Here is a 22,869-nt window from a genome sequence, read left to right as displayed (position 1 = left end):
TGCGTGAACCAGTCTAGACCGACCCCCCGACAGTCGACCCCAGCGTCGTCGGCCGGTGCTCCTTTCTTGATCAGGAGCACACCAGGCACCCGGACCGGCGGTCCGGGGTGCCTCACGTACTCCTGATCATGGAGCGGCGAGCGCCAGCGCCGGCCCCTCCCAGCGCGAGCGCAGCCACCGGTCGTGCGAGGTCACGACGACGGTGCCCGCGGCGGCCCCCAACGCCTCCTCCAGCTCCCCGGCGAGCCGCAGCGACACGTGGTTCGTCGGCTCGTCGAGCAGGAGCAGGTCCGGGCCGACCGCGACGGCGATCGCCAGCGACAGCCGCCGCCGTTGCCCCACGCTGAGCGCCCCGACCGCCGTCCCGTGATCGCGGGGGTGCAGCAGGCCCAGGGAGCGCAGCGGCACCGCCTCGGCCACCGCGGCTCCGACGGCGTCGGCGTAGACGTCGCGGGCGGGGCGGTCGGGTCGGGCGAACTCCGGGTCCTGGGTCACCGTGGCGACCCGCCGCGCGCCCACCTGCACCGACCCGGCGTCGGGAAGGACCTGCCCGGCGAGGACGGCGAGGAGGGTGGACTTGCCCGACCCGTTCGGCCCCGTGACCAGCAGCTTCTCCCCGGGGTCGACGTCGAGCAGGTCGAGGGAGAGCCGACCCGCCACCCGGAGGTCGCGGACCGAGACGGTCGCGGCGCCACCGGTGAGCGGCGCGGCGAACCGGAGCGGCGCCGGCGGCTTCGGCAGGGCCTCCCGCTCGGCGACCTCGAGGCGGCGCTCCGCGTCGTGGACCCGCCGGGCGCGGGCCCGCTCCACTCCGGCGCCCTTGAACTTCGTGATGAACTTGTCGTTGTCGGTGGGCCCGCGACCGGCGGCGACCGAGCGCAGGTCCACGTGGGTCCGCTCCCGCAGCGCCGCGATCTCCTCCTGCTGGGCGACGAAGGTCTCCTCCCAGCGGCGCCGGGAGTCGGCCTGCGCGGCGAGGTACTCCGTGAACGACCCGCCGAACCGTCGCCCGCCGCGCCCGTCGGTGCCGAGCACGCCGGCGTCGAGGTCGTAGAGCTCGGTGGCGACGCGGTCGAGGAACGTCCGGTCGTGGCTCGCCGCGATCACGACGCCCGGGAGCTCGACGAGGCTGCGCTCGAGCAGGTCGAGGGCCTCGTCGTCGAGGTGGTTGGTCGGCTCGTCGAGCAGCAGCACCGCCGGCCGGCGCACCAGCGCCGCCGCGAGGGCGAGGCGGGTGCGCTGACCACCGGACAGCGTCCCGACGAGCCGCGACCGGTCCAGGTCCGCCACCCCGAGCACGGCCGCGGTGACCTCCGCGCGCCGGTCGGCGTCCCACGCGTCGTGGGCGATCGCCCAGGCCAGGACCTCGTCGTACTCGGCGGAAACGTCCTCGCGCACCATCCGCTCGGCCAGCTCCTCGAGCGCGCGCACCGCGTCGTGCAGCGGCCGCAGGGCCTCGTCGAGCATCGTCCCGACGGTGGATCCCTCGTCCACCTCGGGCTCCTGCGGGAGGTACACGAGGTCGGCCGGGACAGCCACCGTCCCGGCGTCGGGGACGTCCACCCCGGCCAGCAGCCGCAGCAGCGTCGACTTCCCGGTGCCGTTCTCCCCGATCAGCCCGAGGCGGGTGCCGGGGGCGACGGTGAGGTCCAGACCGTCGAGGACCGGGCGCGCGGCGAAGGTCCGGACGAGGCCGTGCGCGACGACGGGCCGGAGACCGGTGAGCAGGGCAGTAGACATGACGACGCTCCGAGGATCGGAGTGGGATGACCTCGCCGGGCGATGCCGCAGCGATGGGTCGAGGCGTCGTCAGAGCTCCATAGTGAGCGGAACTGTACCCGAGCAGCGCGTGCCCGCCATCCCCTTTCCAGGTCGTGCGTGACGCACACGGTCAGCGCGGGCGACCGACGCCCGATCCGGCATTGCGCCCCGCACACGGCCAGGGCGGGCAACCACGGTCCACCCGCACGTTGCGCCACGCACACGGCCATGGATCGCCGGGCCGCGTGAGCGTTGCGCGGCGCATCACTTGGGCGACCCCCGCCAGCCGTGTGCGTCCCGCAACGCCCCACCGCCCCGAGGCGACCCCCGCCAGCCGTGTGCGTCCCGCAACGCCTACCGCAGCAGGTCGAGCACCTCGCCGCGGATGATGTTCCAGGCCGACGTGGCCGGGTCGATGAGCTGGAAGTGGTCGACGCCGGGCAGCTCGACGAGGCGGGCCTGCCCGCGGGCCGCGGTCGCCGCCGCGACGTAGCGGCGGGACTGGTCGATCGGGACGACGTCGTCAGCTGTCCCGTGCACCGCCACCACCGGGCACGGGGCGGGGACGAGTGCCGTCGGGGAGGCCACCGCGTACCGGGCCGCCTGGGTCACGGGGTCGCCGCCGAGCAGGTCGACCACGGCCCCACCGCCGAGGTTCTGCTGCGCCCCGGCGACGAGGTCGAGCACGCCCGCCTGGGAGACGACGCCCGCCGGCACGACCACCGGGTCCGCGCCCGTCGCGGGCGCCTGGAGCCGGGTGCGGGAGCCCGCCCAGGCCGCGAGGTGGCCCCCGGCGGAGTGCCCGAGCAGGACGACCTTGCCCAGATCCAACTCGCGGCCGGCACTGCGGGCGGTCCGCACCCCCTCGGTGGCCAACAGGTCGATCGCCGCCGCGACGTCGGACAACGTCTGCGGGAACCCGCCCCCAGCGCCGACCCGGCGGTACTCCACGTTGAGCACGGCCACGTCGGAGTTGGTCAGATCGACCGCGAGCGGCGTCCCCAGTTCCAGGCCGTAGGCGGCGCGCCAGTACCCGCCGTGGATCACCACGACCACCGGCAGCGGTGCCCGCGGCGCGCCCGGCGGCAGGTGCAGCACCGCGTACTGCGCGGGATCCGGTCCGTAGCGCAGCGGCGTCGGCTCCGGCGTCCCGGGACGGGGTGCGGGGGTGGTGCCGGCGGGACTCGTCGAGCACGCCGCGAGGAGCCCCGTGAGACCGAGCAGGCCGAGCAGGCTCCGGCGCGCCATCACACCTCCCACCTGCCGGTGCGCACGCCCAGCGCGCCCAGCGCGACGACCGCCGCCGTCGAGGTCCGCAGCACGTCCGGCCCGAGCCGGACCGGGAGCGCACCGGCGTCCACCAGCGTCGCCGTCTCGCCGTCGGTGACGCCGCCCTCGGGGCCGACCAGCAGCACGATCTCCCCCTGGTCGCCGAGCGCCACGTCCGCCATCGAGACCTCCGCCGTCGCCTCCAGCAGCAGGCACGTCGTGCTTCGGATGCGCCGGGCCAGCTGGTTCGTCGTCATCGGCTCGGTGACCTCCGGGTTCCACGCCCGCCGGGCCTGCTTCGCCGCCTCCGTGACCGTGGAGCGCCACCGGCCCAGCTGCTTGGCGCCGCGCGGGCCGTCGTCCCACCGCGTCACGCACCGCTCGGCGCGCCACGGGATCACCGCGTCGATCCCGGCCTCGGTCGCCGTCTCGACGGCGAGCTCCCCGCGGTCGCCCTTCGCCAGCGCCTGGGCCAGCACCAGAGGCCTTCCCGACGGCGGGTCGGTGCGCGTCTCGAGGACCTCGGCGGTCACCCGCCCCTTCGCCACCGCCGTGACCTCGGCCCGCGCCCGCGTGCCCGCGCCGTCGCCGAGCAGGATCACCTCACCGGGCTGCACCCGCCGGACGTCGGCGGCGTGCCGGCCCTCCGGCCCGTCCAACTGGACCACACCGGACGTCGGGAACGGGTCGACCCGGAACAGCGCCGGGCGCGTCCAGTCGGCCCGGCTCACGCGTGGCGGTGGCGGATGTGACGTTCAGTGTCAGCAAGGCCGCACTGCTGACGCCGGAGGGGCGTCACCGCCCGCGTCCCGCCGCCTTGCGCCGCCCGAACAGCCCGTTATGGCGCCCGCCGGAGTACTCCGGCTGCTCCTCGCCGCGCAGGGCGGCGAGCTCGCGGAGCAGCTCGGTCTGGCGGGCGTCGAGCTTCTCCGGGACCCCGACGTCGAGGTGCACCAGCAGGTCGCCGCGGCCGTCGGTGCGCCCGGACGAGCGCAGCCGCGGCATGCCCTTGCCGCGCAGGGTGTGCACGGTGCCCGGCTGCGTGCCCGGGTCGATGTGCAGCTCCTCGTCGCCCTCGAGCGTGCGCTGGTGCAGCGTCGTGCCGAGGGCCGCGGCGGTCATGGGCAGTGTGACGTGGCAGTGCAGGTCGACACCGTCGCGCTCGAAGTACTCGTGGGGGGCCTCGGTGACCTCGACGTAGAGGTTGCCGGCCGGCCCGCCGCCCGGGCCGACCTCGCCCTGCCCGGCCATCCGGATCCGCATGCCGTCGCCGACGCCCGGGGGCACCTGGACGGTGACGGTCCGCCGGGCGCGGACCCGGCCGTCGCCGCCGCACTGCTGGCACGGGTTGGGGATGATCTCGCCGAGCCCGCGGCAGACGGGGCACGGACGCGCCGTCACGACCTGCCCGATGAACGACCGCTGCACGTTCTGGATCTCGCCGCGCCCGCCGCAGGTGTCGCACGGGATCGGGTGCGAGCCGGCCTCGGCCCCGCCGCCCTGGCAGCGCTCGCAGAGCACCGCGGTGTCGACCGTGAGCTCCCGGGCGACGCCCGCGGCGCACTCCTCGAGGGTCAGGTCGATGCGGATCAGCGCGTCCTCGCCGGGCTGCACCCGGCCGCGCGGGCCACGCCCGGAGCCGCCGCCGGCCGCGCCGAAGAACGCGTCCATGATGTCGCCGAGCCCGCCGAAGCCGGCGCCGCCGAATCCCCCGGCCCCGCCGAACCCGCCGGCACCCGCCGTCGCGTTCGGGTCGCCGCCGAGGTCGACGATGCGGCGCTTCTCCGGGTCGGAGAGCACCTCGTAGGCGCTCTTGACCTGCTGGAACCGCTCCGCGGCGTCGGGGTTGACGTCGGGGTGGAGCTCACGGGCGAGTTTGCGGTACGCCCGGCGAATCTCGTTGTCGTCGGCCTCCCGGCTCACGCCGAGAACGTCGTAGTAGTCCGTGGCCACTGTGTCCTGTCGTCCTTGATCCCTCGGGGAGCGATGGTCAGCGTCCGCCGACGATCTCGCCGACGTACCGCGCGACGGCCCGCACCGCCGCGATCGTGCTGGGGTAGTCCATGCGGGTCGGCCCGACGACGCCCATCCCGCCCAGCGCCGGCGCGGAGGCCGGGCCGTAGCCGATGGAGATCGTGGAGGTCGCCCACAGGTCCTCGGCCTCGTTCTCCTCACCGATCCGCACCGTGACCTGCGCCGGGTCGCTCGACGCCGCGAGCAGCCGCAGCACCACGACCTGCTCCTCGAGCGCCTCGAGCACCCCGCGCAGCGACGACGCGTCCGCACCCTGCCGGGCGAGGTTCGCGGTCCCGCCGAGCACCAGCCGCTCCTCGGGGTGCTCCACGAGGGCCTCGACGAGCACGACGCTCACGGTGGTGACCACCGTGCGGAGGTCCGAGGCCTCCTCGGGCAGCGCCGCGACCGCGGCCGCCGCCGTGGCCAGGGGCTTCCCGACGAGGGCCTGGTTGAGCAGGGCGCGCAACCGCGCGACGTCGTCGTCGGCGAGCACGTCCCCGAGGTCGACCACCCGCTGGTCGACCCGGCCGGTGTCGGTGATCAGCACCAGCATCAGGCGGGCCGGGGTGAGGCTGACCACCTCGATGTGCCGGACCGTCGAGCGGGTCAGCGTCGGGTACTGCACCACCGCGACCTGCCGCGTCAGCTGGGCGAGCAGGCGGACGCTGCGCCGCAGCACGTCGTCCAGGTCGACCGCGCCCTCGAGGAAGGTCGAGATCGCCTTCTTCTCGGCCGCGGACAACGGCTTGACCTGCGAGAGCCGGTCGACGAAGAGGCGGTAGCCCTTGTCGGTCGGGATCCGGCCGGCGCTGGTGTGCGGCTGGATGATGTAGCCCTCGTCCTCGAGCGCGGCCATGTCGTTGCGCACGGTCGCGCTGGAGACGCCCAGGTTGTGGCGGTCGACGATGCCCTTGCTGCCGACGGGCTCGTTCGTGGCGACGAAATCGGCGACGATCGCGCGCAGGACCGCGATGCGGCGCTCCTCGGCGTTCATCTGCTCGACCTCCTCACCGACTGCGAACCCGACACTCCATCGTAGGCGAGACATGGGTGCCGGGTCGGACGGCCGTGAGCGTGGTCGGCTCAGGATCCTTCGTGCCTACCCCACGCCGACGAGGCGCGGGAGCTCCGCGAGGACTCCCTCGAGCGACCGGACGACGACCTGCGCGGTCTCGGCGGTCTCCGGCGCGGCCAGCGGGTTCTCGGCGTGCCCGCGCCACCGGCCGAGCGCCGCCAGGGCCACCGCGCGCAGCTCGGAGGCGCCGGTGTCCTCGGCCACCCCGAGCCGTGCGGCCGGCTCCGGGCCCTGGTCGCCGAGCAGCCGCTCGGCCTCCTCGGTGAGGTCGGCGCCCCGCCCCGGGACGTCCAGCGGCCGGCGGCGCAGCCGGGTCAGCACGTCGAGCTCGACGATCCCGTGCGCGCCCGACCGCACCCGTTCCACGTCCTCGGCGAGCGCGGCCAGGACCGCCACGTCCGGGACCCGCGGGACGGCGGCCCGCGGCGCGGGCGACGGGCGGGACCCGGCCACACCCGTCGTCGGGAAGGAGCTCCGGGCCCGGGCGAGGAACCGCTCGACCGCGAGGAGCGCCGAGCGGGCCTGGAAGACGTCCCGGCGAGCGAGGAAGCGGCGGTCCAGGATCGCGCGGAGATCGTCCAGGCCGCTGCGGCGGGCGAGCTCGGCGGCCAGGGCGGCGGAGTCGTCGACGCCGCGGCGCAGCAGGGAGGTCGCGAGGCGGACACCGAACAGCCCGAACCGGTCGAGCAGCGCCAGCCGGGTGCCGGAGGGCAGCACGCCGGAGGCCTGCACGAACCGGTCAGCGGTCAGCAGCTGGGCCTCGAGCTCGGTGCGGTCGAGCCGGGCCAGGGTGCGCAGCGCGGTGAACTCGACCCCGCGCAGGGTGCGGGCGGTCTCGGCGAGCAGGCCCGCGACCGTCGTGGTCGTGGCGCACCACGACCGCAGTGCCGGGTCGGTGCGGTAGCGGCGCGCGACCTGCTGGGCCGCCATCACCGCGTCGATCCGCCCGCCCCCGACCTCGTCGGCGCGCGAGAGCACCACCAGCGTCCCGGCGGCCCCGACGTTCTCCGCGACCCGGTCGCCGTAGGACTCCAGGAACGCGACGTCGGGTTCGTGCAGGTGGCGGACGAGGTGGACGACGCAGTCGATCACGTCCTCCGGCGACTGCTCCGCGGAGCCCCACACGCTGCGCGACACCGCCGAGTCGACCCCCGGGGTGTCGATCAGCGTGACCTCGCGCAGGTGCTGCGAGGGCCAGTCGACGTGCAGCGCGGCGACCCGGGCGAGATCGAGCCGCTCGGTCTCGATGACCAACGAGCCGCGACGGTGCAGGGCCGGCAGCTCCGCCGGGTCGCCCTCCCGGCGCAGGCCGCGGTAGGTCACGCCGATGCGCGGGCTGGGCGCGTCGGCGTAGTGGGTCGTGACCCGGGTGCACTCCCCCACCCCGGTCGGCGCGATCTGCTCCCCGACCAGGGCGTTGAGCAGCGTCGACTTCCCCGCCTTCACCGACCCGGCGAGCGCCACCCGCAGCGGGCCCCCGAGCCGGGCGCGCTGGGCGGTCAGCGCGCCCACGGCGTACGGGTCGTCGGCGAAGACCGCGATCGCGTGGTCCAGGACGCCGCGCGTCTCGTCGAGCAGCCGGCTCATGCGGCACCGGTGCGGGCGAGCCGACGTTCCGAGCGAAGGGCACCGTCGCTCGACCTATCCGACTGAAGGGGCCCTTCGCTCAACTCCGCCGCGAACCCGGCCCGGCACGCCTGCACCCGCTCCGCGAGCAGTTCCACCCGCGCCAGCTCCGCCTTCACGTCCCGGAGCCGCCGGTCCCGCTGCGCGCTCTCGATCTCCTGCGCGGCCGCCGCGGCAGTCACTGCTTCCGCGACCGAGCGCGCGAGCGACTCGGCCTGCGCGGTGAAGTGGTCGCGCAGGGTGCGCTGGACGTCGCGCAGCAGGTCCCGGGAGCGCTTGCCGGCCAGGTGCAGCACCTCGTCGCCGTGGCGCCGGACCGCCTGCTTGGCCTCCGCCCGCCGTCGTTGCAGGGCCCGCTTGCGCTCGTCGCGGATCGTCTTCGACCCGAGCAGCACGCCGGCCCCCACGGAGAACGGGTTGATCAGGGCGAGCCCGGACAACGTCGTCACCATCCCGACCATCAGCACCCCGCCGTACGACCCCCGCATCCCGACGACGAGCCCGTTCGCCCACCCGATCCGCTCCAGGTCGGGCACGTCGATGCCGGGGACGTCGGGCAGCTCCGCGCGCACGACCATCCCGCCCGGCATCGTCTGCTCCAGCGGCGACTCGGGCGGCCCGGGGGCGACGACGGCCACCGCGCCGCCCGGCCCCGGCAGCTTCGACCGGACCTCGCCGCCGGAGATCGCGAAGTGGTCCGCGACCCGTTCCGCCAGCCGCCAGGTGCGCTCGCCCGCCCAGATGAACGTCGTCGTCACCGCCTCGGAGATCTCCTCGGTCAGCCACGGCGCGAACGTGTCCCAGGTCGACGCCGGGTCCGCCGCGTCCAGCGACTCCTCCGCGGCCCGCACGACGTGGCGGATGCGGTCGCGCAGGTCCCAGTCGATGTCCGAGACGAGGTCGGCGACGCCGTCGGCCAGGGTCTGCTGCCAGCGCGCGCTGCGCTCCTTGAGCTCCGCGACGCGGTCGCGGGCGGCGGTCAGCTCCGCGGCCATCGCGGCCACGCGTTCCGGGTCCTCCAGCGCGACCCGCTCGGCCTCCAGCGCCGCGCCGAACTCCGCGACCGCGTCCGCGACCTGGTCGAGCACGCCGACCGCGTGCCGCGCACCGGCCGGGTCGGCCACGTCGGCGCGCAGCAGGTCGGCCAGGGCCGGCACGCCGGACTCCTCGAGGAGCGTGGCTCCCGACAATGCATCCGAGCACGCCGATAGGGGGTCGTCGCGCTCCGCGAGGCGGCGCGCGTGGGCCGCGAGCGTCGCCGACACCGGCAGGACGGCGACCCGCTCCAGTCCCTGGGCCCGCAGGTGGCGCCGGTCGAGGTCGCGGACCTCCCGCCAGCGCGGGTGCAGGTCGGTCTTGGTCAGCGCGACGACGACCGTCGGGCACTGGCGCTCCGCCGCGCGGAGCAGCGCGAGTTCGGGTGCGGTCAGCTCGCGGGAGGCGTCGGTCACGACGACGACCGCGTGCGCGGCCGGGAACCCCGCCCGGACGGCGAGCCCGCGGGCGGAGCGCGGCCCGCCCTCGCCCGGGGTGTCCACGAGGACGAGGCCGTCGCCGACCAGCCCGGTCGGGAGCTCGACCTCGGCGTGCGACCAGGCGGCGCCGTCGGTCGGCGTCCCGCTCACCGCCGCGGTCAGCTCGGCCGACCCGACCCGCCGTCGGGAACCCGCCCCGCTCTCCTCGTCCGGCGCGGCCACCAGCGTCGCGGCCGGCTCCGGGCCGTGGCGGACGACGGTCGGGAGACGGGTCGCGACGTCGTCGTGCACCGGGCACACCGGCGTGCCCGCCAGCTCGGAGACCAGCGAGCTCTTGCCCTGCTTGAAGTCCCCGACGACGAGCACCCGGGCGCCCGGGTCCGCGAGGCGGTCGGCGGCGGCGGCGAGGTCGGCGGAGAGGTCGGGGCGGCCGTACGCGGCGGCGGCGCGCACCGCGAGGGCGGCGACCGCCCGGGCCTCACCCCGGTCCGGACCCGTCGACGCCCCGTCGTGGCTGCCCTCCCCGTCCACGCCGTCCACCCCCGAGGTCGGTCCCCCTACGTTCAACGGACCTCTGCACTAGTCCGTTCGGCCGACTCTAACGCGCGATGATCCGGATGCGGTCCGACGCGGGGCGCCCGGACGGTGGACGTGCGAACAGCCGGGACCCCCGGACGTGACGGGGGTCCCGGCTGTTCTGGACGGGTCGCGGCGGGCGCGGTCGCCACGACCCGGGTCAGGGGGCGGAGCGGGGGTCCGCCCCCTTCGTGGTCACGGGGGGCGACCACGTCGAGGTGCGTCAGTCGTCGATGTCGTCCAGGGCGTCCTCGACGGCGTCCTCCGCGGTGATCGGGCCACCGTCGGAGAAGACCGAGTCCGAGATCGAGTTGTCGGTCTCGCTGGAGGTCTCGGTGCTGGTCTCGTTGCCCGAGTCGGTGACGCTGTTGTCCGAGTTGTCGGTGTGGTCGTCGGTCGTGGTGACCGTGGCGGTGTCGGAGTTGTCCGGGGTGGCGTCGCCCTGCGAGGACGCGGCGCCCGAGCCGAAGTTGGTGGCCGACTCGTCGGTGTTCTCGCCGGTGGCCGCGTCGGTCAGCGAGACCGCCCCGCCGTTGTCGGCGCCGATCGAGCCGCCGACCGAGGTGGCGTCGCCGTCCCCGAAGGCGGCGGTGCCGTCACCGTTGCTCATGTTGCCCTCGCCGGCCTGGGCGCCCGCGCCGGTCGCGACCGGGGCCGTGATGTCCCCGCCCGCCGCGACGGCGCCGTCCCCGGAGGCGACGGTCGGGTCGATGTCCAGCGTGGTGGTGACGTCGCCGTTGGCCCGGATGTTCTGCTCGAGGTTGGTCTCGAAGTTCGTGTCGTGCGAGTCGTACGCGTAGTGGTTCGAGACGTACTGCAGCTGCTGGATGACCTTCTCGACCTCCGGCGCGTGGTGCGGGAGGACCGGGCCCGGGATCCAGTGGTGGTCGTCGCCGCCACCGTGGTGGTGGTGCTGGTCGCCGACGACCGCGACGGCCGAGGCGGACGCGGCGCGCACGTCGTCGTCGTACTTGGCGGCGACCGAGGCCGGCGCGTGGTCCATCACGAGCGGGAGGGCGTCCCGCACGTCGGCGAAGCACATGCCGTCGAGGCCGGCCGCGGCGAGGGTCGCCTGGGGGTTCGCGTCGAACTCCGCCTGGGTCTGCGGGTCGCGCAGCAGGTCGAGCAGGAACTGCAGCAGGGTCTTGGCCTCGGTAGCCGGCATCTCGTTCTCCGTGTGCTCCTTCCGGACCTCGGTGATCCGGCGTTGGGAGCAACGTTAGGAACCCCGAGGGGCCGTGCCATCGGTGTTCCCCCCGCGAACCCGATCCGGGGAGGAGGGGCATCCGACCACCCCCCACCCGGGCCTCACGGGGGACACGGACCTGCCGTCAGGACCGCGGGATCGTCGGCCAGCCCGGCAACGGCGTCGTCGAACGCGCGGGAGTCGGCGACCAGGCGCTGGGTGTCGGCCGCGTCGAGCCCGCGGACGAGCAGCACGCCGACGGCGACGGTGCCGTCGTCGCGCCGGATCTCCGTCCCCCGCGTGACGATGCCGCTGAGCAGGCCGCCCTTCACCCCGCGGGCGATCAGGCCCGGCACCGTGCTCGGCCCCTGCTCGGTGATCGCGCGGGCGCGGTCGGCGCCGGGGAACGTGGCGTGCCCGATCGCCGTCCACAGGGCCGCGAGCTGCCGGGCCGTGCCGCCGGGTCCGCCGTCCGCCCACACGGATTCCGGGACGCCGGGCGCGGGTCGCGTGTCGACGTCGGCCCGGAAGGCCGGGTCGGTGGCGTAGCGGCGGGCGAGCTCCCACTCCGCGGTCCGCCGGGCCGGACGGTCGGTGGCGGGCGGCACGAGTTCGGGCGTGTAGAGCGAGACGAGGAAGCCGGTCGTGCTGGGGAGCTCCGGGTCCGTCCAGCCCACGGCGCGCCCGGCGTCGCGCACCGCGGCATCCCCGAGCCGGGCCCGCAGCAGGTCGGGGCCCGCGTCGTCGCTCCAGATGCTGACCTGGTTCGCGATCTGGTCCAGCGTGACGGTGCGCCCGGGGTCGGCGGCCCGGGTCCCCGTGCGGGTGATGCCGAGACCGTCCAGGGCGCGGGCGTGGGCCTCCTCGTTCCCGGCGACCAGCCAGCGCTCCCACGCCCCCACGGCCACCGGCTCGTCCGCGCGCACGTGTCCGAGGGCGACCTCGCGCGCGTACGCGACGATCAGGAGCACCTTCCCGGCGGAGGCCATCGCCTGCACCGCGTCCGCCCGGTGCTCCACCCGCCGCCCGCGCCCGTCGTCGAACAGGTACGCGACGTCGTCGGGATGGGCGCGCAGATGGCCGGCCCAGCCCGGGACGGTCCCGACGTCGGGCGGCGGGCACGGGTCCGGAGCCCGGCCGGCACACCCTGCCGCCGTCAGGAACAGCAGCACGACGACGGCCAGGCGGAGCCCGAGCGCCGTCGTCATGACCCATGGTCACCATCCGGCGTCGGGACGCCGCAAGTCCCACTCGTCCCACCAGCCCCACCGTTCACCCGACTCTCGACGCCCACTCGGGTGGCGATGCCTCAACTGTGACTCTCCTTCCTCCGTTTGGCGCAGTATGTTGCGCTTGACGGGCGAGCGCTGATGTGCGGTCAACCGAGCGATGGGGGAAGCACGGTGGGTTACGACCTCGGGGTCGACCTGGGAGGCACGACGGTCGTCGCGGCGGTCCTGCGGGACGGCCGGGCGCAGGCGGAGGTCGTCCCGCTCGGGCCCGACGGCGCGCTCGTCCTGCCCGCCACGGCCCATCGCGGTTCCGACGGCGTGGTGCGCACCGGGACCGACGCAGAGCAGCGCGCGGCCGTCGAACCCGACCGCGTCGTCCGCGACGTCACGGCCCGCCTCGGCGACGACGTCCCCCTGGTCGTCGGCGACGAGCCGTGGCGCGCGGACGACGTGGCGGCCGAGATCGTGCTCGCGGCCGTCCGCCGGGTCGCGGCGAGCGAGGGTGGCGCGGCGCGCTCGCTCGCCGTGTCCCGGCCCTCGGGCTGGGGCGCTCACCGGGAACGCACGCTGCGGCGGGCGCTCGTGCGGGTGGGGCTCGGGCACGCGACGCTGGTCCCGGAGACGCGGGCCGCGGTCCTCGCCGCCGCGACGTTCGGCGGGCTCCGTGCCGGCCGGGTCGCCGCCGTCTACGACCTCGGCGGCCGCCGCTTCCGCGCCGCCGTCCTGCGTCGCGGGCAGCGGGGCATCGTCACCTCGGGGGCCGAGGGTTCGGCGGCCGCCCCGGGCACCACGACCACCGAGGTCCTCGCCGACTCCGGCGCCCCCGTCCGGGCGGGCGGCACGGACGTGGACGCCGCCGTCCTCGCCCACGTCCGCGAGGAACTCGCCCCGGACCTCGACGCCGCCCTCGGCGCGCTCGACGACGCCGCCGCCCGCCTCGCCCTCGCCGACCTCCGCGACGCCGCCCGCGCGGCCAAGGAGCGCCTCTCCGCCGACACCGAGGCCGAGGTCCCGGTCGCGGTCGGCGCGCTGTCCACGACCGTGCGCATCACCCGCGCCGACCTCGAGACCCGGATCACCCCGCTCGTCGCCGCCACCGTCGACAGCTTCGTCACCACGATCGAGGCCGCGGGGATCACGCCGGACCAGGTCGTCCTCGTCGGCGGTTCCGCCCGCATCCCGCTGGTCGCGCGCCTGCTCGCCGAGGAACTCGGCCGCCCGGTGCGCCCCGAGCTGGACCCGGTCACGATCGTCGCCCAGGGTGCCGCCCTCGCCGCCGCCGAGCACGCCGCGGCCCGACGTCACGAGAGCGGCCCGCCGTCGGGCTCCTTCCCGACGGCGGGTCGTCCCTCCGGCTCCTTCCCGACGGCGGGTGCGGCGTCGGGCGGGCCCTCCTCCGGGGCGTTCCCCGCCGCGTCCGGGACGCCGACGACCGGCCCGGCCTCCGGGTCGTTCGCCTCCACGGCGGCGGACGTGCACGAGCGTCGACGCGCGGACTCCGACCGCCGGCAGCGCGCCGAGGAGGTCGCGGGAGCGGGTACCGGACGGCGGGCCGCGTCCGGAGCCGCCATGACCGCGGCGGTCGCCGTCGGCGCATCCGCCGCCCGGAGTCGCGCGCGGTCGTCGGCCACCGGACCCGCCCCGCAGCCCGCGGCGGACCCCGACTGGGGCCCCGCGTCCACGGTCGCCACCGGCGAGTCGGCCGAGGCCCCGGAAGCGCGCCGCGGCTCGACGGCCCTCATGGAGCGCCCGCGCATCGGGGACGACGTGCCGCGCCCACCGGTCACCACCGCAGCCGCCCCCGTCGGCGAGCTCGCCCCCCGCGGGCCGATCTACCGCTACCGCGGGTGGATCCTCGTCGCCCTGCTCGTCATCGCGCTGGCCGCCGTGGCCACGACCGTTCCCATCCCCGGTCTGACCTCGGCCCGCACCAGCACCCCCGCACCGGCCACGACGACTCCCCCGGCCCCCGCGCCTCCCGCCGCCGCTCCGCCCCCGGCACCGGCCGCGCCGGCACCCACCTCGGCGCCGGCGGCCGCCGACCCCACGACCGACAGCGGGTCGGCCAGCGACACCGGGTCCGACGAGTCCTCCGGGACCACCCGCCGGACCGCCCCCTCGTCGACCCGGGCCTCCCGGACCCCGGCCGCCCAGCAGAACGTGCGTCCCGCCCCCGCAGCCCCCGTCGCGCAGGTCCCGGCCCAGGTCCCCGCGCAGGTTCCCGCCCAGACGCAGCCCGCCGAGCTCCCGCCCGCGACGTCAGTCCCGGCCGAGCCCGCCGCCCAGGCGCCGACCGTCTTCCCGACCGCCGCCGAGACCCCCGTCGCCGCCGGCACCGAGGCCCCGTCCTCCAGCGGCGCGGCGACCCCGACCTCCGGGACGGCCTCGTGACCCCCGCCGACGACCCCTGCCCCGGCCTCGACGACCCGACCCCGGACGACGACGCGGGTGCCGCCGCCCGAGCGGCCCTCGCCGGCGACCTCGGCACCGCGCTGCGGCTCGCCGACTCCGCCCTGCGCACCGGCGACCACGACGGTCGGCTGCTGGGCGCCCGGGTGCTCGCCGCGGTCCTGCCCCAGCGAGGTCTCCTGGCCCGTGCCGCGGAGGTCCACCGCTGGCTCGCCCGCCAGGCCCCCGGCAGCTCGCCGGACGCGGTGCTCAGCCTGCTCGGCACGGGCGCGCTCGACGAGGCCCGGGACGCCGTCGCCGCGCCCGCGGATGCGCTGCCCGGCCTGCGCGGTGGGGCGGACGCGCTGGTCGCCGAGGGTCTGCTCGCCTCGGTCGACGGCCGCGACGGCTCGGCGGGCACGTCGCTCTCCCTGCTGGTCCGGGCGACGACCTCCCTGGCCGCCACCGCGGAACGCACCCCGCTGGCCGACTCCCCCGCGGCCCTCGGCGCCCTGCTCGCCCTGCACCGCGGCGAGCCGGAGCTGGCCGAACCCCTGCTCGACCTCGCGGTCGACGCCGACCTCGGTGGCCCCGCCCTGCGCCGACGGCACCTCCTCCTGCGCGCGTGGTCGGCCATGCTCCGCGACGACGAGCCCGCGGCCCGCTCCGCCCTCGCCGCCGCCCACGACCAGCCCGGCACGACGGAGCCCCGCGACGAGCTGCTGGCCGTGGCGTGCGAGGTCGCCCTGGCCCGCCGCGACGGCGACACCCGGCGTCTCCTCGAGCTCTGGTCACGCGCCCGGCAGGCCCTGCTGCGCCACCCGGTCGACCTGTACTGCCTGCTGCCGGTCGGCGAGCTCGCGATCGCCGCCGCGCGCCTCGGCGAGGACCCGTGGGTCGAACCCCACCTCGCTGCGGCCGGGACACTGCTCGCCGCCCTCGGTGACCCGCCGTCGTGGTCGACCGCCTGGCACTGGGCCCGCCTCCAGGCCGCGATCACCGCGGACGACCGCACCACCGCCGGCACCCACGCCGCCGCCCTCGACACCGCGGCCACCGTGAACGACCGCGCCGCCGCCCCGGCCCGCGCCGCCCACGTGTGGCTCGAGGTGCTGGCCGGACAGATCGACGCCGAGGCCGTGACCGCCGCCGCGACCGCGCTCCGCGCCGTCGGCCTCGCCCGCGACGGCGCCCGCCTCGCCGGCGAGGCCGCCATCCGCACCACCGACCGCACCGACTCCGCCACGCTGCTCGCCTGCGCCCGCACCGTGACGGCCGCGCGGACCCCCACCGCTCCCGGCCCCGTTCCCGCCCTTCCCGACGACGGGGCCTCCCGGGCCACCGTCGTCACGCGGGCCCGCCGCGAGGCCGCGTCCGGACAGCTCACCGACCGCGAACGCGACATCGCCGAACTCGTCCTCGAGGGCATGACCTACCGCGAGATCGCCGGCCGCCTCTTCCTCTCGACGAAGACGGTGGAGCACCACGTGGCCCGCATCCGCCGCCGTCTGGGCTCCGAGAGCCGCGCGGAGCTCTTCAGCGAACTCCGCGTGCTGGTCGGCGCCGCTCCGTGACGATCGCGGCCACGGAGCGCGACCTCGGGCCTGCGACCGTGCCCGAGAAGCGATTCCACCGGAAGCGGTTCTCGGGCACACCCGGCGACGCTCGCGCCTGCCGTCGCACACACCGAGGAACCGCTTCCGCTGGACGCGGATCTCCGGCACGCCATCGGCCATGACGGCCTGACCACACGACGCCGTGCAAGACCGCTTCCGTCGGAATCGCTTTCCCGGTGCGATCTCCCGGCGCCGCCTCCCGCCCGGGTCGCCCCCGAGAACCGCTTCCGCCGGACTCGGATGTCCGGCATGGTCCGAGGCTCGGGGTCACGCCGCGCGACGATCGTGCGTCAGTCGAGTACGGGCGGTGGCTGCCGGAGCCGCTGGGCGTGCAGGCGCCGAGCCCGTAACGACATCCGGGCGCCCAGGGTCGCCTCGTGCAGGGCGTCGACGAGGATCCGCACGAGACCGACCGTGTCGGCCAGGGCCGACCGCCGCTCCAGCCGGGCGTGGCCCGCGGCGCTCTTCATCGCCCGGCGGACGAGGAACCGGAGCCGGTCGTCCTCGTCGTCACGCTGCTGGTGCGGCACGAGGGTCACGACGAACCGCTGCAGGTGGTGCGGGTCGGGCGCGCGTTCGAGGTGACCCTCACGCTCCAGGCGACGCAACAGCTTGGACAGCGCGCCGCGCGTCAGACCGGTGCGGTCGGCGAGCAGGTCCGTCGTCAGCGGTCCGGCCACGCGCAGGTACTCGAGGCAGGCCAGTTCGTGCACCGTCAACCCCAGGCGCCCCGCGGCGAGCAACCGGAGGCGGTTCACCAGCGGCACGACGTCGTCGAGGACCAGCGCGGCGAGCTCGTCGCCCGCGGCACGCCGCACCCGCTCCAGCTCGCCGCGCTCCCGTCCGTCCACGACGACAGCGTGACCGATCGGCCCCGTGCTCCGGGGCCGATCGGGACTACACGTCCACCGACGCCGCCTCCGGGTCGCCCGCCGAGCCGCGCACCGGCAGCGTCGCAAAGAAGGCCGGAGGCTCGGACCAGGGGTCCGTGACCGTCCCCGCCTCGGCGTCCCGCACGGTCCGCCACACCCGGTCCGGGGTCAGCGGCATGTCGACGTGTCGCACGCCGAGGTGGGCCAGGGCGTCCACGACGGCGTTCTGCACCGCCGGCGTCGATCCGACCGTCGCCGCCTCGCCGATGCCCTTGGCGCCCAGCGGGTTGTAGGGCGTCGGGGTCTCGGTGGTCGCGGCCTCGAACGGCGGGACCTCGGCGGCGGTCGGCAGCAGGTAGGCCGCGAAGGAGCCGGTCGTCGGGTTGCCGTCCTCGTCGTAGGAGAAGCCCTCCCACAGCGCCTGCGAGATCCCCTGGGCGAGCCCGCCGTGCTGCTGGCCCGCGACCAGGGTCGGGTTCAGCACCCGCCCGCAGTCGTCGACCGCGACGTGGCGGACCGGCGTGACCCGGCCGGTGTCCAGGTCGACCTCGACGACGCTGACGTGCGCGCCGAAGGGGTAGGTCGCGCCCTGCTGCGACTCGTCGCGGACCTCCGCGAGCTCGACACCCTGCTCGTGGGCGGCGACCGCGACCTCGCGCCAGGACATCGAGCGGTCGGGGACCCCGGCGACGCCGAGCCGGCCGTCGTCGTCGACCACGACGTCGTCGGGCGAGGCCTCCAGCGCGCTCGCCACCACCTCGCGGGCCCGCTCCAGCACGGTGTCCGCGGCGACCAGCACGCTCGACCCGGCCAGCTGCAGCGAGCGGGACCCGCCCGTGCCGCCGCCGCGTGGCACGACCGCGGTGTCCGACTGCACGAACCGGACCTGGTCCATCGGGATGCCGAGCCGGTCGGTGACGATCATCGCGAACGACGTCGCGTGGCCCTGGCCGTGGGCGGAGGTGCCGACGGAGACCGTCGCGCCGCCGTCGTCGTCGACCGAGACCTTCCCGTACTCCGCGCCGCCGCCACCCGCGGTGACCTCGACGTAGACCGCGAGGCCGACGCCGAGCACGACGCGGTCCCCCCGGTCCCGGCGGCGGGCCTGCTCGGCCCGCAGCTCGTCGTACCCGGCGAGCTCGAGGGCCTTGTCGAGCGCCTTGGCGTACTCGCCGGAGTCGTACAGCGAGCCGGTGACCGTGGTCAGCGGGAAGTCCTCCGGCGCGAGGAAGTTGCGCCGCCGGATCTCGGCCGGGTCGAGGTCCAGCTCGGCCGCGGCCAGGTCCATCATCCGCTCGAGCATCGCCGCCGCCTCCGGGCGACCGGCCCCGCGGAAGGCGCCCATCGGCGTCGTCGTCGTGAGGACCGCGGCCGCGTCGTAGGCGATCGACGGGATGCGGTAGACGCCCTGGGCCATGTTGCGGGTGGGTCCGAGGGCGAGCGCGCCGCCGAACCCGGCGTACGCCCCGGCGTCCCCGACGACCCGGGCGTGCAGACCGACGATCGTCCCGTCGCGGCGCAGTCCCAGCTCGGCGTACTGCACCTGCCCGCGGCCGTGCGGCATCGCGGTGAGGTTCTCGCTGCGGGTCTCGGTCCAGGTCACGACCCGGCCGAGGCGCCGCGCGGTCTCGATGACGACGGCGTGCTCCGGCGCCATCCCGGCCTTGCCGCCGAACCCGCCGCCGACGTGCGGCGCGACGACCCGCACCCGCTCGAGGTCCCAGCCCCACTGCTCCGCGACCTGCCCGCGCAGGCCGTGCGGCATCTGCGTCGAGACGTGGACGGTGATGTCGTGGGGCTCGTCCGGACCGCCGGGCGCCGCGGTGACGGAGTTGCCCTCCATCGGCGCGACGGCGAGGCGCTGGTTGACGAGGCGGGCGCGGACGACGACATCGGCGCCGTCGAGCGGACGGACGTCGTCGGGGTCGCGGAAGCCGGCCGCGAGGTTGGAGCCGAGGTCCTCGAACTGCAGCGGGGCGCCGTCGGCGAGGGCGGCCTCGGGGTCGACGACGGGCTCGAGCGGGTCGTAGTCGACCTCGACGAGCTCGGCGGCGTCGACCGCCTCCGCGGTGGTGGTGGCGACGACCGCGGCGACCATGTCGCCGACGAACCGCACCTTGCCGCGGGCGAGCAGCGGCCGCGCGCAGGCGTCGTTGAGGACCATGAACGGGCGGTGGTCGGGCACGTCCGCCAGGTCGTCGCCGGTGAGGACCGCGACGACGCCGGGCGCCTCGCGGGCCTTCGTGGCGTCGACCGACTCCAGCCGGGCGTGGGCGAGCGGGGAGCGCACGAACACCACGTGCAGCGCTCCGGGCGGGACGATGTTGTCGACGTAGGTGGCGTGGCCCCGGATCAGCTCCGGGTCCTCGACGCGGCGGACGGACGTTCCGAGGATCGATCCTGGCACGCCCGTGACGCTATGCCTTCGAGCGCGCTCGAACGCAAGGTGTGGCCGCGATCTACCGGCCCGTGAACACCCGGACGACGCTGCCCGCGGACGCGCCGACCGCCAGCGTCCCGCTCGCCGTCCGCACGCCACCGACCGCGAGCGGCTCCGTCTCCCCCGCCGAGGTCGCGCTCCACACCGTCACGAGCAGCAGCCACCGCATGAGCGTGTAGACGAACAGCAGCAGGCCGACCAGCGCGCCCAGGGTCGCGACGGCGGGCGAGTGCACGATCAGCGCCAGGTACAGCCCGCCGAGCTGCTGGAGCAGGGCCAGCCCGAGGGCGCCGACCGCCGCCGGCACGAGCACCTCGCCGATCGGGCGCCGGGCCCGCGGCAGCTTCGCGAGGCACCACCCGACCACGACCCAGTTCGCCAGCAGCCCCAGCACCAGCGAACCCGCCGTCAGGAACACGCGGGAACCGACGGTGCCGGAGAGCCCGACGAGGTCCAGCACCCGGGTGCCGATCCGCCCGGTGAGCGCCGCGGACGTGAACGACAGGACCAGCGCGAGGCCGATCCCCAGCAGGGTCAGCACGTCGGACGCGACGGTGCGCAGCAGCCGGCCCCGCGGTCGGGGCTGGCCGAGCACCGCGGTCACCGAGTCGCGGACGTGCGAGATCCAGCTCCAGCCGGAGAACAGGGCGACCGCGAGCGCGACGACGCCGAGACTCCCGCGCTCCGCGACCACGATGTGCACCACCCTGCCGACCGCGCCCGACGCGCCGACGGGCAGGGCGAGCGCGAGGGCCGCGTCGAGCTGGGCAAGGACCTCGGCGTCGGCCGCGAGCACGAACCCGGCCACGGACACCGCCAGCATCAGCAGCGGGACCAGCGCGAGCAGGGTGAAGAAGGTGAGCGCGGCCGCGTGGTGGTTGCCGTCGCGGTCGCGGTAGTGCGCCAGCGTCCGCACGAGCCGACGGACCTCGGCGGACTCCGCGACCCGCCGTCGCCACCGCCCGAACCGGCCCATCAGCCCGGCACGATCGCGGGCAGGACCTCGGAGATGCCGTCGCGCAGGACGACGGCGGCGAGGCGGTCGTACGGGGTCGGCTCCGCGTTCACGATGACGACGTCCGCGCCGGCGGCCGACGCGAGGTCGACCAGGCCGGCGGCCGGGTGCACGCCGAGCGAGGTCCCGACGGCGAGGAAGAGGTCGCAGCCGAGCGCCGCGTCCCGGGCCCGGGAGAGCACGTCCATGTCGAGCATCTCGCCGAACATGATCGTCGTCGCCTTGAGGACGCCACCGCAGCGCTCGCACTCCGGGTCGTCGTCGCCCGCGCGCACCCGCTCCAGCGCGTCGGCCATCGGCGCGACGGCACCGCAGGTCAGGCACACCGTGTGGTGGTTCGTGCCGTGCAGCTCGACGACCGAGTCCGCCGACGAGCCGGCCGCCTGGTGCAGCTCGTCGATGTTCTGCGTGAGCAGGGCGACGAGCTTGCCGGAGCGCTCGAGAGCAGCCAGCGCCTCGTGCGCCCGACCCGGGCGGGCGGTGAACATCGGGTGCTCGACCCGGTCCTGCCACGCGGCCCGCCGGACCTCGGGGTCGGCGCGGTAGTTGTCGAAGTTCCAGATCAGCTCGGCCGCCGGGTTCTTCGTCCACACCCCCTGCGGCCCGCGGAAGTCGGGGATGCCCGAGTCGGTGGAGACGCCGGCGCCGGTCAGCACGGTGATGCGGTGCGCGCCGGCGATCAGGTCCCGGGCCCGCTCGATGTCGTCGGAGGAAGACACGGGGGCCACCGTGTCACAGGCGTCGACCGCCCTCGTGAGTACGGCTACTCACGAGCGCATCACGCACGCCGGCCGGGTTCGCCAGCGCCACGAGGTGCCCGCCCTCGACCACCTCGGCCTCGATCCCGAGCCGCTCGTGGGCCAGCCGCGTCACGAACGGGAGCGGGAAGAGGCGGTCGTGGCGGGCGGCGAGCACGCGGGTCGGGACGTCGGGCCAGCGCTCGAGCGGGTTCGGCGCGCCGAACACCCCGCCCGCCTGGTCCCGCTCCTCGCCGGAGAGCAGGTCGGCGAGGACGTCCGGCGGGAGGTCGTGGAAGAAGGTCACGTGCGGGTCGAACGACGGGCCGGGGAGCAGGACGTCCGGGTCCAGCCCCTCGGCCGCGGCGAACTCGCGGACCGCGCCGACGTGCCCGGTCGCGTCCCACCACGCTCCCGCGGTCTCCCCGGGCGCCGGGATCATCGGTGCCAGCAGCACCACACCTGCCGTCGGGAACCGGGAGGCGGCCAACGGCGCCGTGAACGCCCCCAGCGACTGCGCGACGAGCACGACGGGCTCGTCGCGCTCCCCCACGGCCGCCGCGACCGTGTCGACGTAGGTGCCGAGGTCGGCGTCCTCGTCCTGTGCGGGGAGGTCGACCGCGACCGCCTCGTGGCCGGCCTCGACCAGCAGCGGCGCGAGGCGCATCCAGTACCGGTGGTCGCCCCCGGCGCCGGGGACCAGGACGAACGTCGTCATGCCTCCAGTGAAGCGAGGTCCGCCGCGGAGAGCGAGACCGACCCCGCGCCGACGTTCTCCTCGAGGTGGGCGACCGAGCGCGTCCCCGGGATGACCATCGACTCCGGCGAGCGCGACAGCACCCACGCGAGCCCGACCTGGGACGCCGTGGCGCCGGTGCGTTCGGCGACCGTCCGGACGGCGGGAAGCGTCGCGACATGGGTCTGCCCCGGAAAGGCGCTCCCGAGCGGGAAGTAGGGCACCCAGGCGATGCCGTGCTCACGGCAGAGGTCGAGCACCGGCTCGGACGACCGGTCCACCAGGGAGTACGCGTTCTGCACGCAGACGACACCGACCGGCAGCGCGTGCCGCAGCTGCTCCGCGGACACGTGCGAGAGACCGATCGCACCGATCTTGCCCTCGTCGCGCAGGGCGGTCATGACGGCGAGCTGGTCGTCCAGGTCGACGACCTGGTCGCCCTCGGCCACGAGCCCGGGCGGGGCGTCGGCGCGGCGGAGGTTGACGACGTCGAGCCGCTCCGCGCCCAGCGAGCGCAGGTTCGCCTCGACCTGCGCGCGCAGCTGCTCGGGCTGTTGGGCCAAGCGCAGCGGGATCTCCCCGTCGGCGGGTTCGGCACCGACCTTGGTGGCGATCACGACGTCCTCGTACGGCGCGAGCGCGGCCCGGATCCGGCGGTTGACCACGCCGTCGCCGTAGAACTCGGCGGTGTCGACGTGGTCCACGCCCAGCTCGCGGGCGCGGCGCAGGACGGCGACGGGCTCGTCGTCCGGTCCCTCCTCGCGCAGTTGCATCGCGCCGTACCCGACGCGCGCGACCTCGTGCTCCCCCAGCTTCGCGGTGCCTCCGGGACGCATGGCTCCACCCCTC

The 22,869-nt window shown here is 76.0% G+C and carries 17 protein-coding genes; 2 read left to right on the top strand and 15 right to left on the bottom strand.

Annotated elements, in window-relative coordinates; all coding sequences use genetic code 11:
* Positions 1-126: 126 nt before the first annotated feature.
* The 9 genes from QRT03_RS25495 to QRT03_RS25455 form a co-directional block, all read right to left on the bottom strand.
* A complete protein-coding gene (locus tag QRT03_RS25495) occupies positions 127-1,740 on the bottom strand; it encodes an ABC-F family ATP-binding cassette domain-containing protein (protein WP_286055933.1) in 1,614 nt (537 codons plus the stop codon).
* Positions 1,741-2,115: 375 nt separating this feature from the next.
* Positions 2,116-3,009, bottom strand: coding sequence for an alpha/beta hydrolase family protein (locus QRT03_RS25490; RefSeq protein ID WP_286055932.1), 894 nt, complete (start codon positions 3,007-3,009; stop codon positions 2,116-2,118).
* Positions 3,009-3,761, bottom strand: coding sequence for a 16S rRNA (uracil(1498)-N(3))-methyltransferase (locus tag QRT03_RS25485; protein ID WP_286055931.1), 753 nt, complete (start codon positions 3,759-3,761; stop codon positions 3,009-3,011). Before QRT03_RS25485 ends, QRT03_RS25490 begins: the two co-directional genes overlap by 1 nt.
* 64 nt (positions 3,762-3,825) lie before the next feature.
* Complete coding sequence (gene dnaJ, locus QRT03_RS25480) at positions 3,826-4,983, bottom strand: molecular chaperone DnaJ (RefSeq protein WP_286055930.1); 1,158 nt, start codon at positions 4,981-4,983, stop codon at positions 3,826-3,828.
* 37 nt (positions 4,984-5,020) lie between these two features.
* Entirely contained in the window at positions 5,021-6,040 is a 1,020-nt protein-coding gene (gene hrcA / locus QRT03_RS25475; protein ID WP_286055929.1) for a heat-inducible transcriptional repressor HrcA, read from the bottom strand.
* 105 nt (positions 6,041-6,145) lie between these two features.
* Positions 6,146-7,708 (bottom strand): dynamin family protein, encoded by a 1,563-nt coding sequence (locus QRT03_RS25470; RefSeq protein ID WP_286055927.1) that lies wholly within the window; start codon positions 7,706-7,708, stop codon positions 6,146-6,148.
* Positions 7,705-9,762 (bottom strand): dynamin family protein, encoded by a 2,058-nt coding sequence (locus QRT03_RS25465; RefSeq protein WP_286055926.1) that lies wholly within the window; start codon positions 9,760-9,762, stop codon positions 7,705-7,707. Before QRT03_RS25465 ends, QRT03_RS25470 begins: the two co-directional genes overlap by 4 nt.
* Positions 9,763-10,021: 259 nt before the next feature.
* Complete coding sequence (locus tag QRT03_RS25460) at positions 10,022-10,963, bottom strand: IniB N-terminal domain-containing protein (RefSeq protein ID WP_286055925.1); 942 nt, start codon at positions 10,961-10,963, stop codon at positions 10,022-10,024.
* 143 nt (positions 10,964-11,106) lie between these two features.
* The gene (locus QRT03_RS25455) at positions 11,107-12,192 is read right to left on the bottom strand and encodes a serine hydrolase (protein WP_286055924.1); all 1,086 of its coding nucleotides are present in this window, start codon (positions 12,190-12,192) and stop codon (positions 11,107-11,109) included.
* A gap of 195 nt (positions 12,193-12,387) precedes the next feature.
* On the opposite strand from QRT03_RS25455, the gene QRT03_RS25450 reads away from it, so the two are divergent.
* On the top strand, positions 12,388-14,607 hold the full coding sequence (locus QRT03_RS25450) for an Hsp70 family protein (protein ID WP_286055923.1): 2,220 nt from the start codon (positions 12,388-12,390) through the stop codon (positions 14,605-14,607).
* Entirely contained in the window at positions 14,604-16,178 is a 1,575-nt protein-coding gene (locus tag QRT03_RS25445) for a helix-turn-helix domain-containing protein (RefSeq protein ID WP_286055921.1), read from the top strand. Before QRT03_RS25450 ends, QRT03_RS25445 begins: the two co-directional genes overlap by 4 nt.
* Positions 16,179-16,510: 332 nt before the next feature.
* Here QRT03_RS25445 and QRT03_RS25440 read toward each other — a convergent pair whose 3' ends face one another.
* From QRT03_RS25440 to QRT03_RS25415, 6 genes are read right to left on the bottom strand one after another with little or no spacing between them, the layout of a single operon-like run.
* The gene (locus tag QRT03_RS25440; RefSeq protein ID WP_286055920.1) at positions 16,511-17,071 is read right to left on the bottom strand and encodes a MarR family transcriptional regulator; all 561 of its coding nucleotides are present in this window, start codon (positions 17,069-17,071) and stop codon (positions 16,511-16,513) included.
* A 46-nt stretch (positions 17,072-17,117) separates the two neighbouring features.
* On the bottom strand, positions 17,118-19,499 hold the full coding sequence (locus QRT03_RS25435) for a xanthine dehydrogenase family protein molybdopterin-binding subunit (protein ID WP_286055919.1): 2,382 nt from the start codon (positions 19,497-19,499) through the stop codon (positions 17,118-17,120).
* A gap of 52 nt (positions 19,500-19,551) precedes the next feature.
* Complete coding sequence (locus QRT03_RS25430; RefSeq protein WP_286055918.1) at positions 19,552-20,508, bottom strand: YihY/virulence factor BrkB family protein; 957 nt, start codon at positions 20,506-20,508, stop codon at positions 19,552-19,554.
* Positions 20,508-21,266, bottom strand: coding sequence for an SIR2 family NAD-dependent protein deacylase (locus QRT03_RS25425; RefSeq protein ID WP_286055917.1), 759 nt, complete (start codon positions 21,264-21,266; stop codon positions 20,508-20,510). The genes QRT03_RS25430 and QRT03_RS25425 overlap by 1 nt, the downstream gene beginning before the upstream one ends.
* A 13-nt stretch (positions 21,267-21,279) precedes the next feature.
* Complete coding sequence (locus QRT03_RS25420) at positions 21,280-22,002, bottom strand: alpha/beta hydrolase (protein ID WP_286055916.1); 723 nt, start codon at positions 22,000-22,002, stop codon at positions 21,280-21,282.
* Entirely contained in the window at positions 21,999-22,856 is an 858-nt protein-coding gene (locus QRT03_RS25415; RefSeq protein ID WP_286055915.1) for an aldo/keto reductase, read from the bottom strand. Before QRT03_RS25415 ends, QRT03_RS25420 begins: the two co-directional genes overlap by 4 nt.
* Between the last annotated feature and the right edge of the window lie 13 nt (positions 22,857-22,869).

Source organism: Actinomycetospora termitidis (assembly GCF_030286555.1).
Lineage (GTDB): Bacteria > Actinomycetota > Actinomycetes > Mycobacteriales > Pseudonocardiaceae > Actinomycetospora > Actinomycetospora termitidis.
Note: the sequence above shows the minus strand (reverse complement) of the source record. Positions and strands in the feature narration are given on the sequence as shown.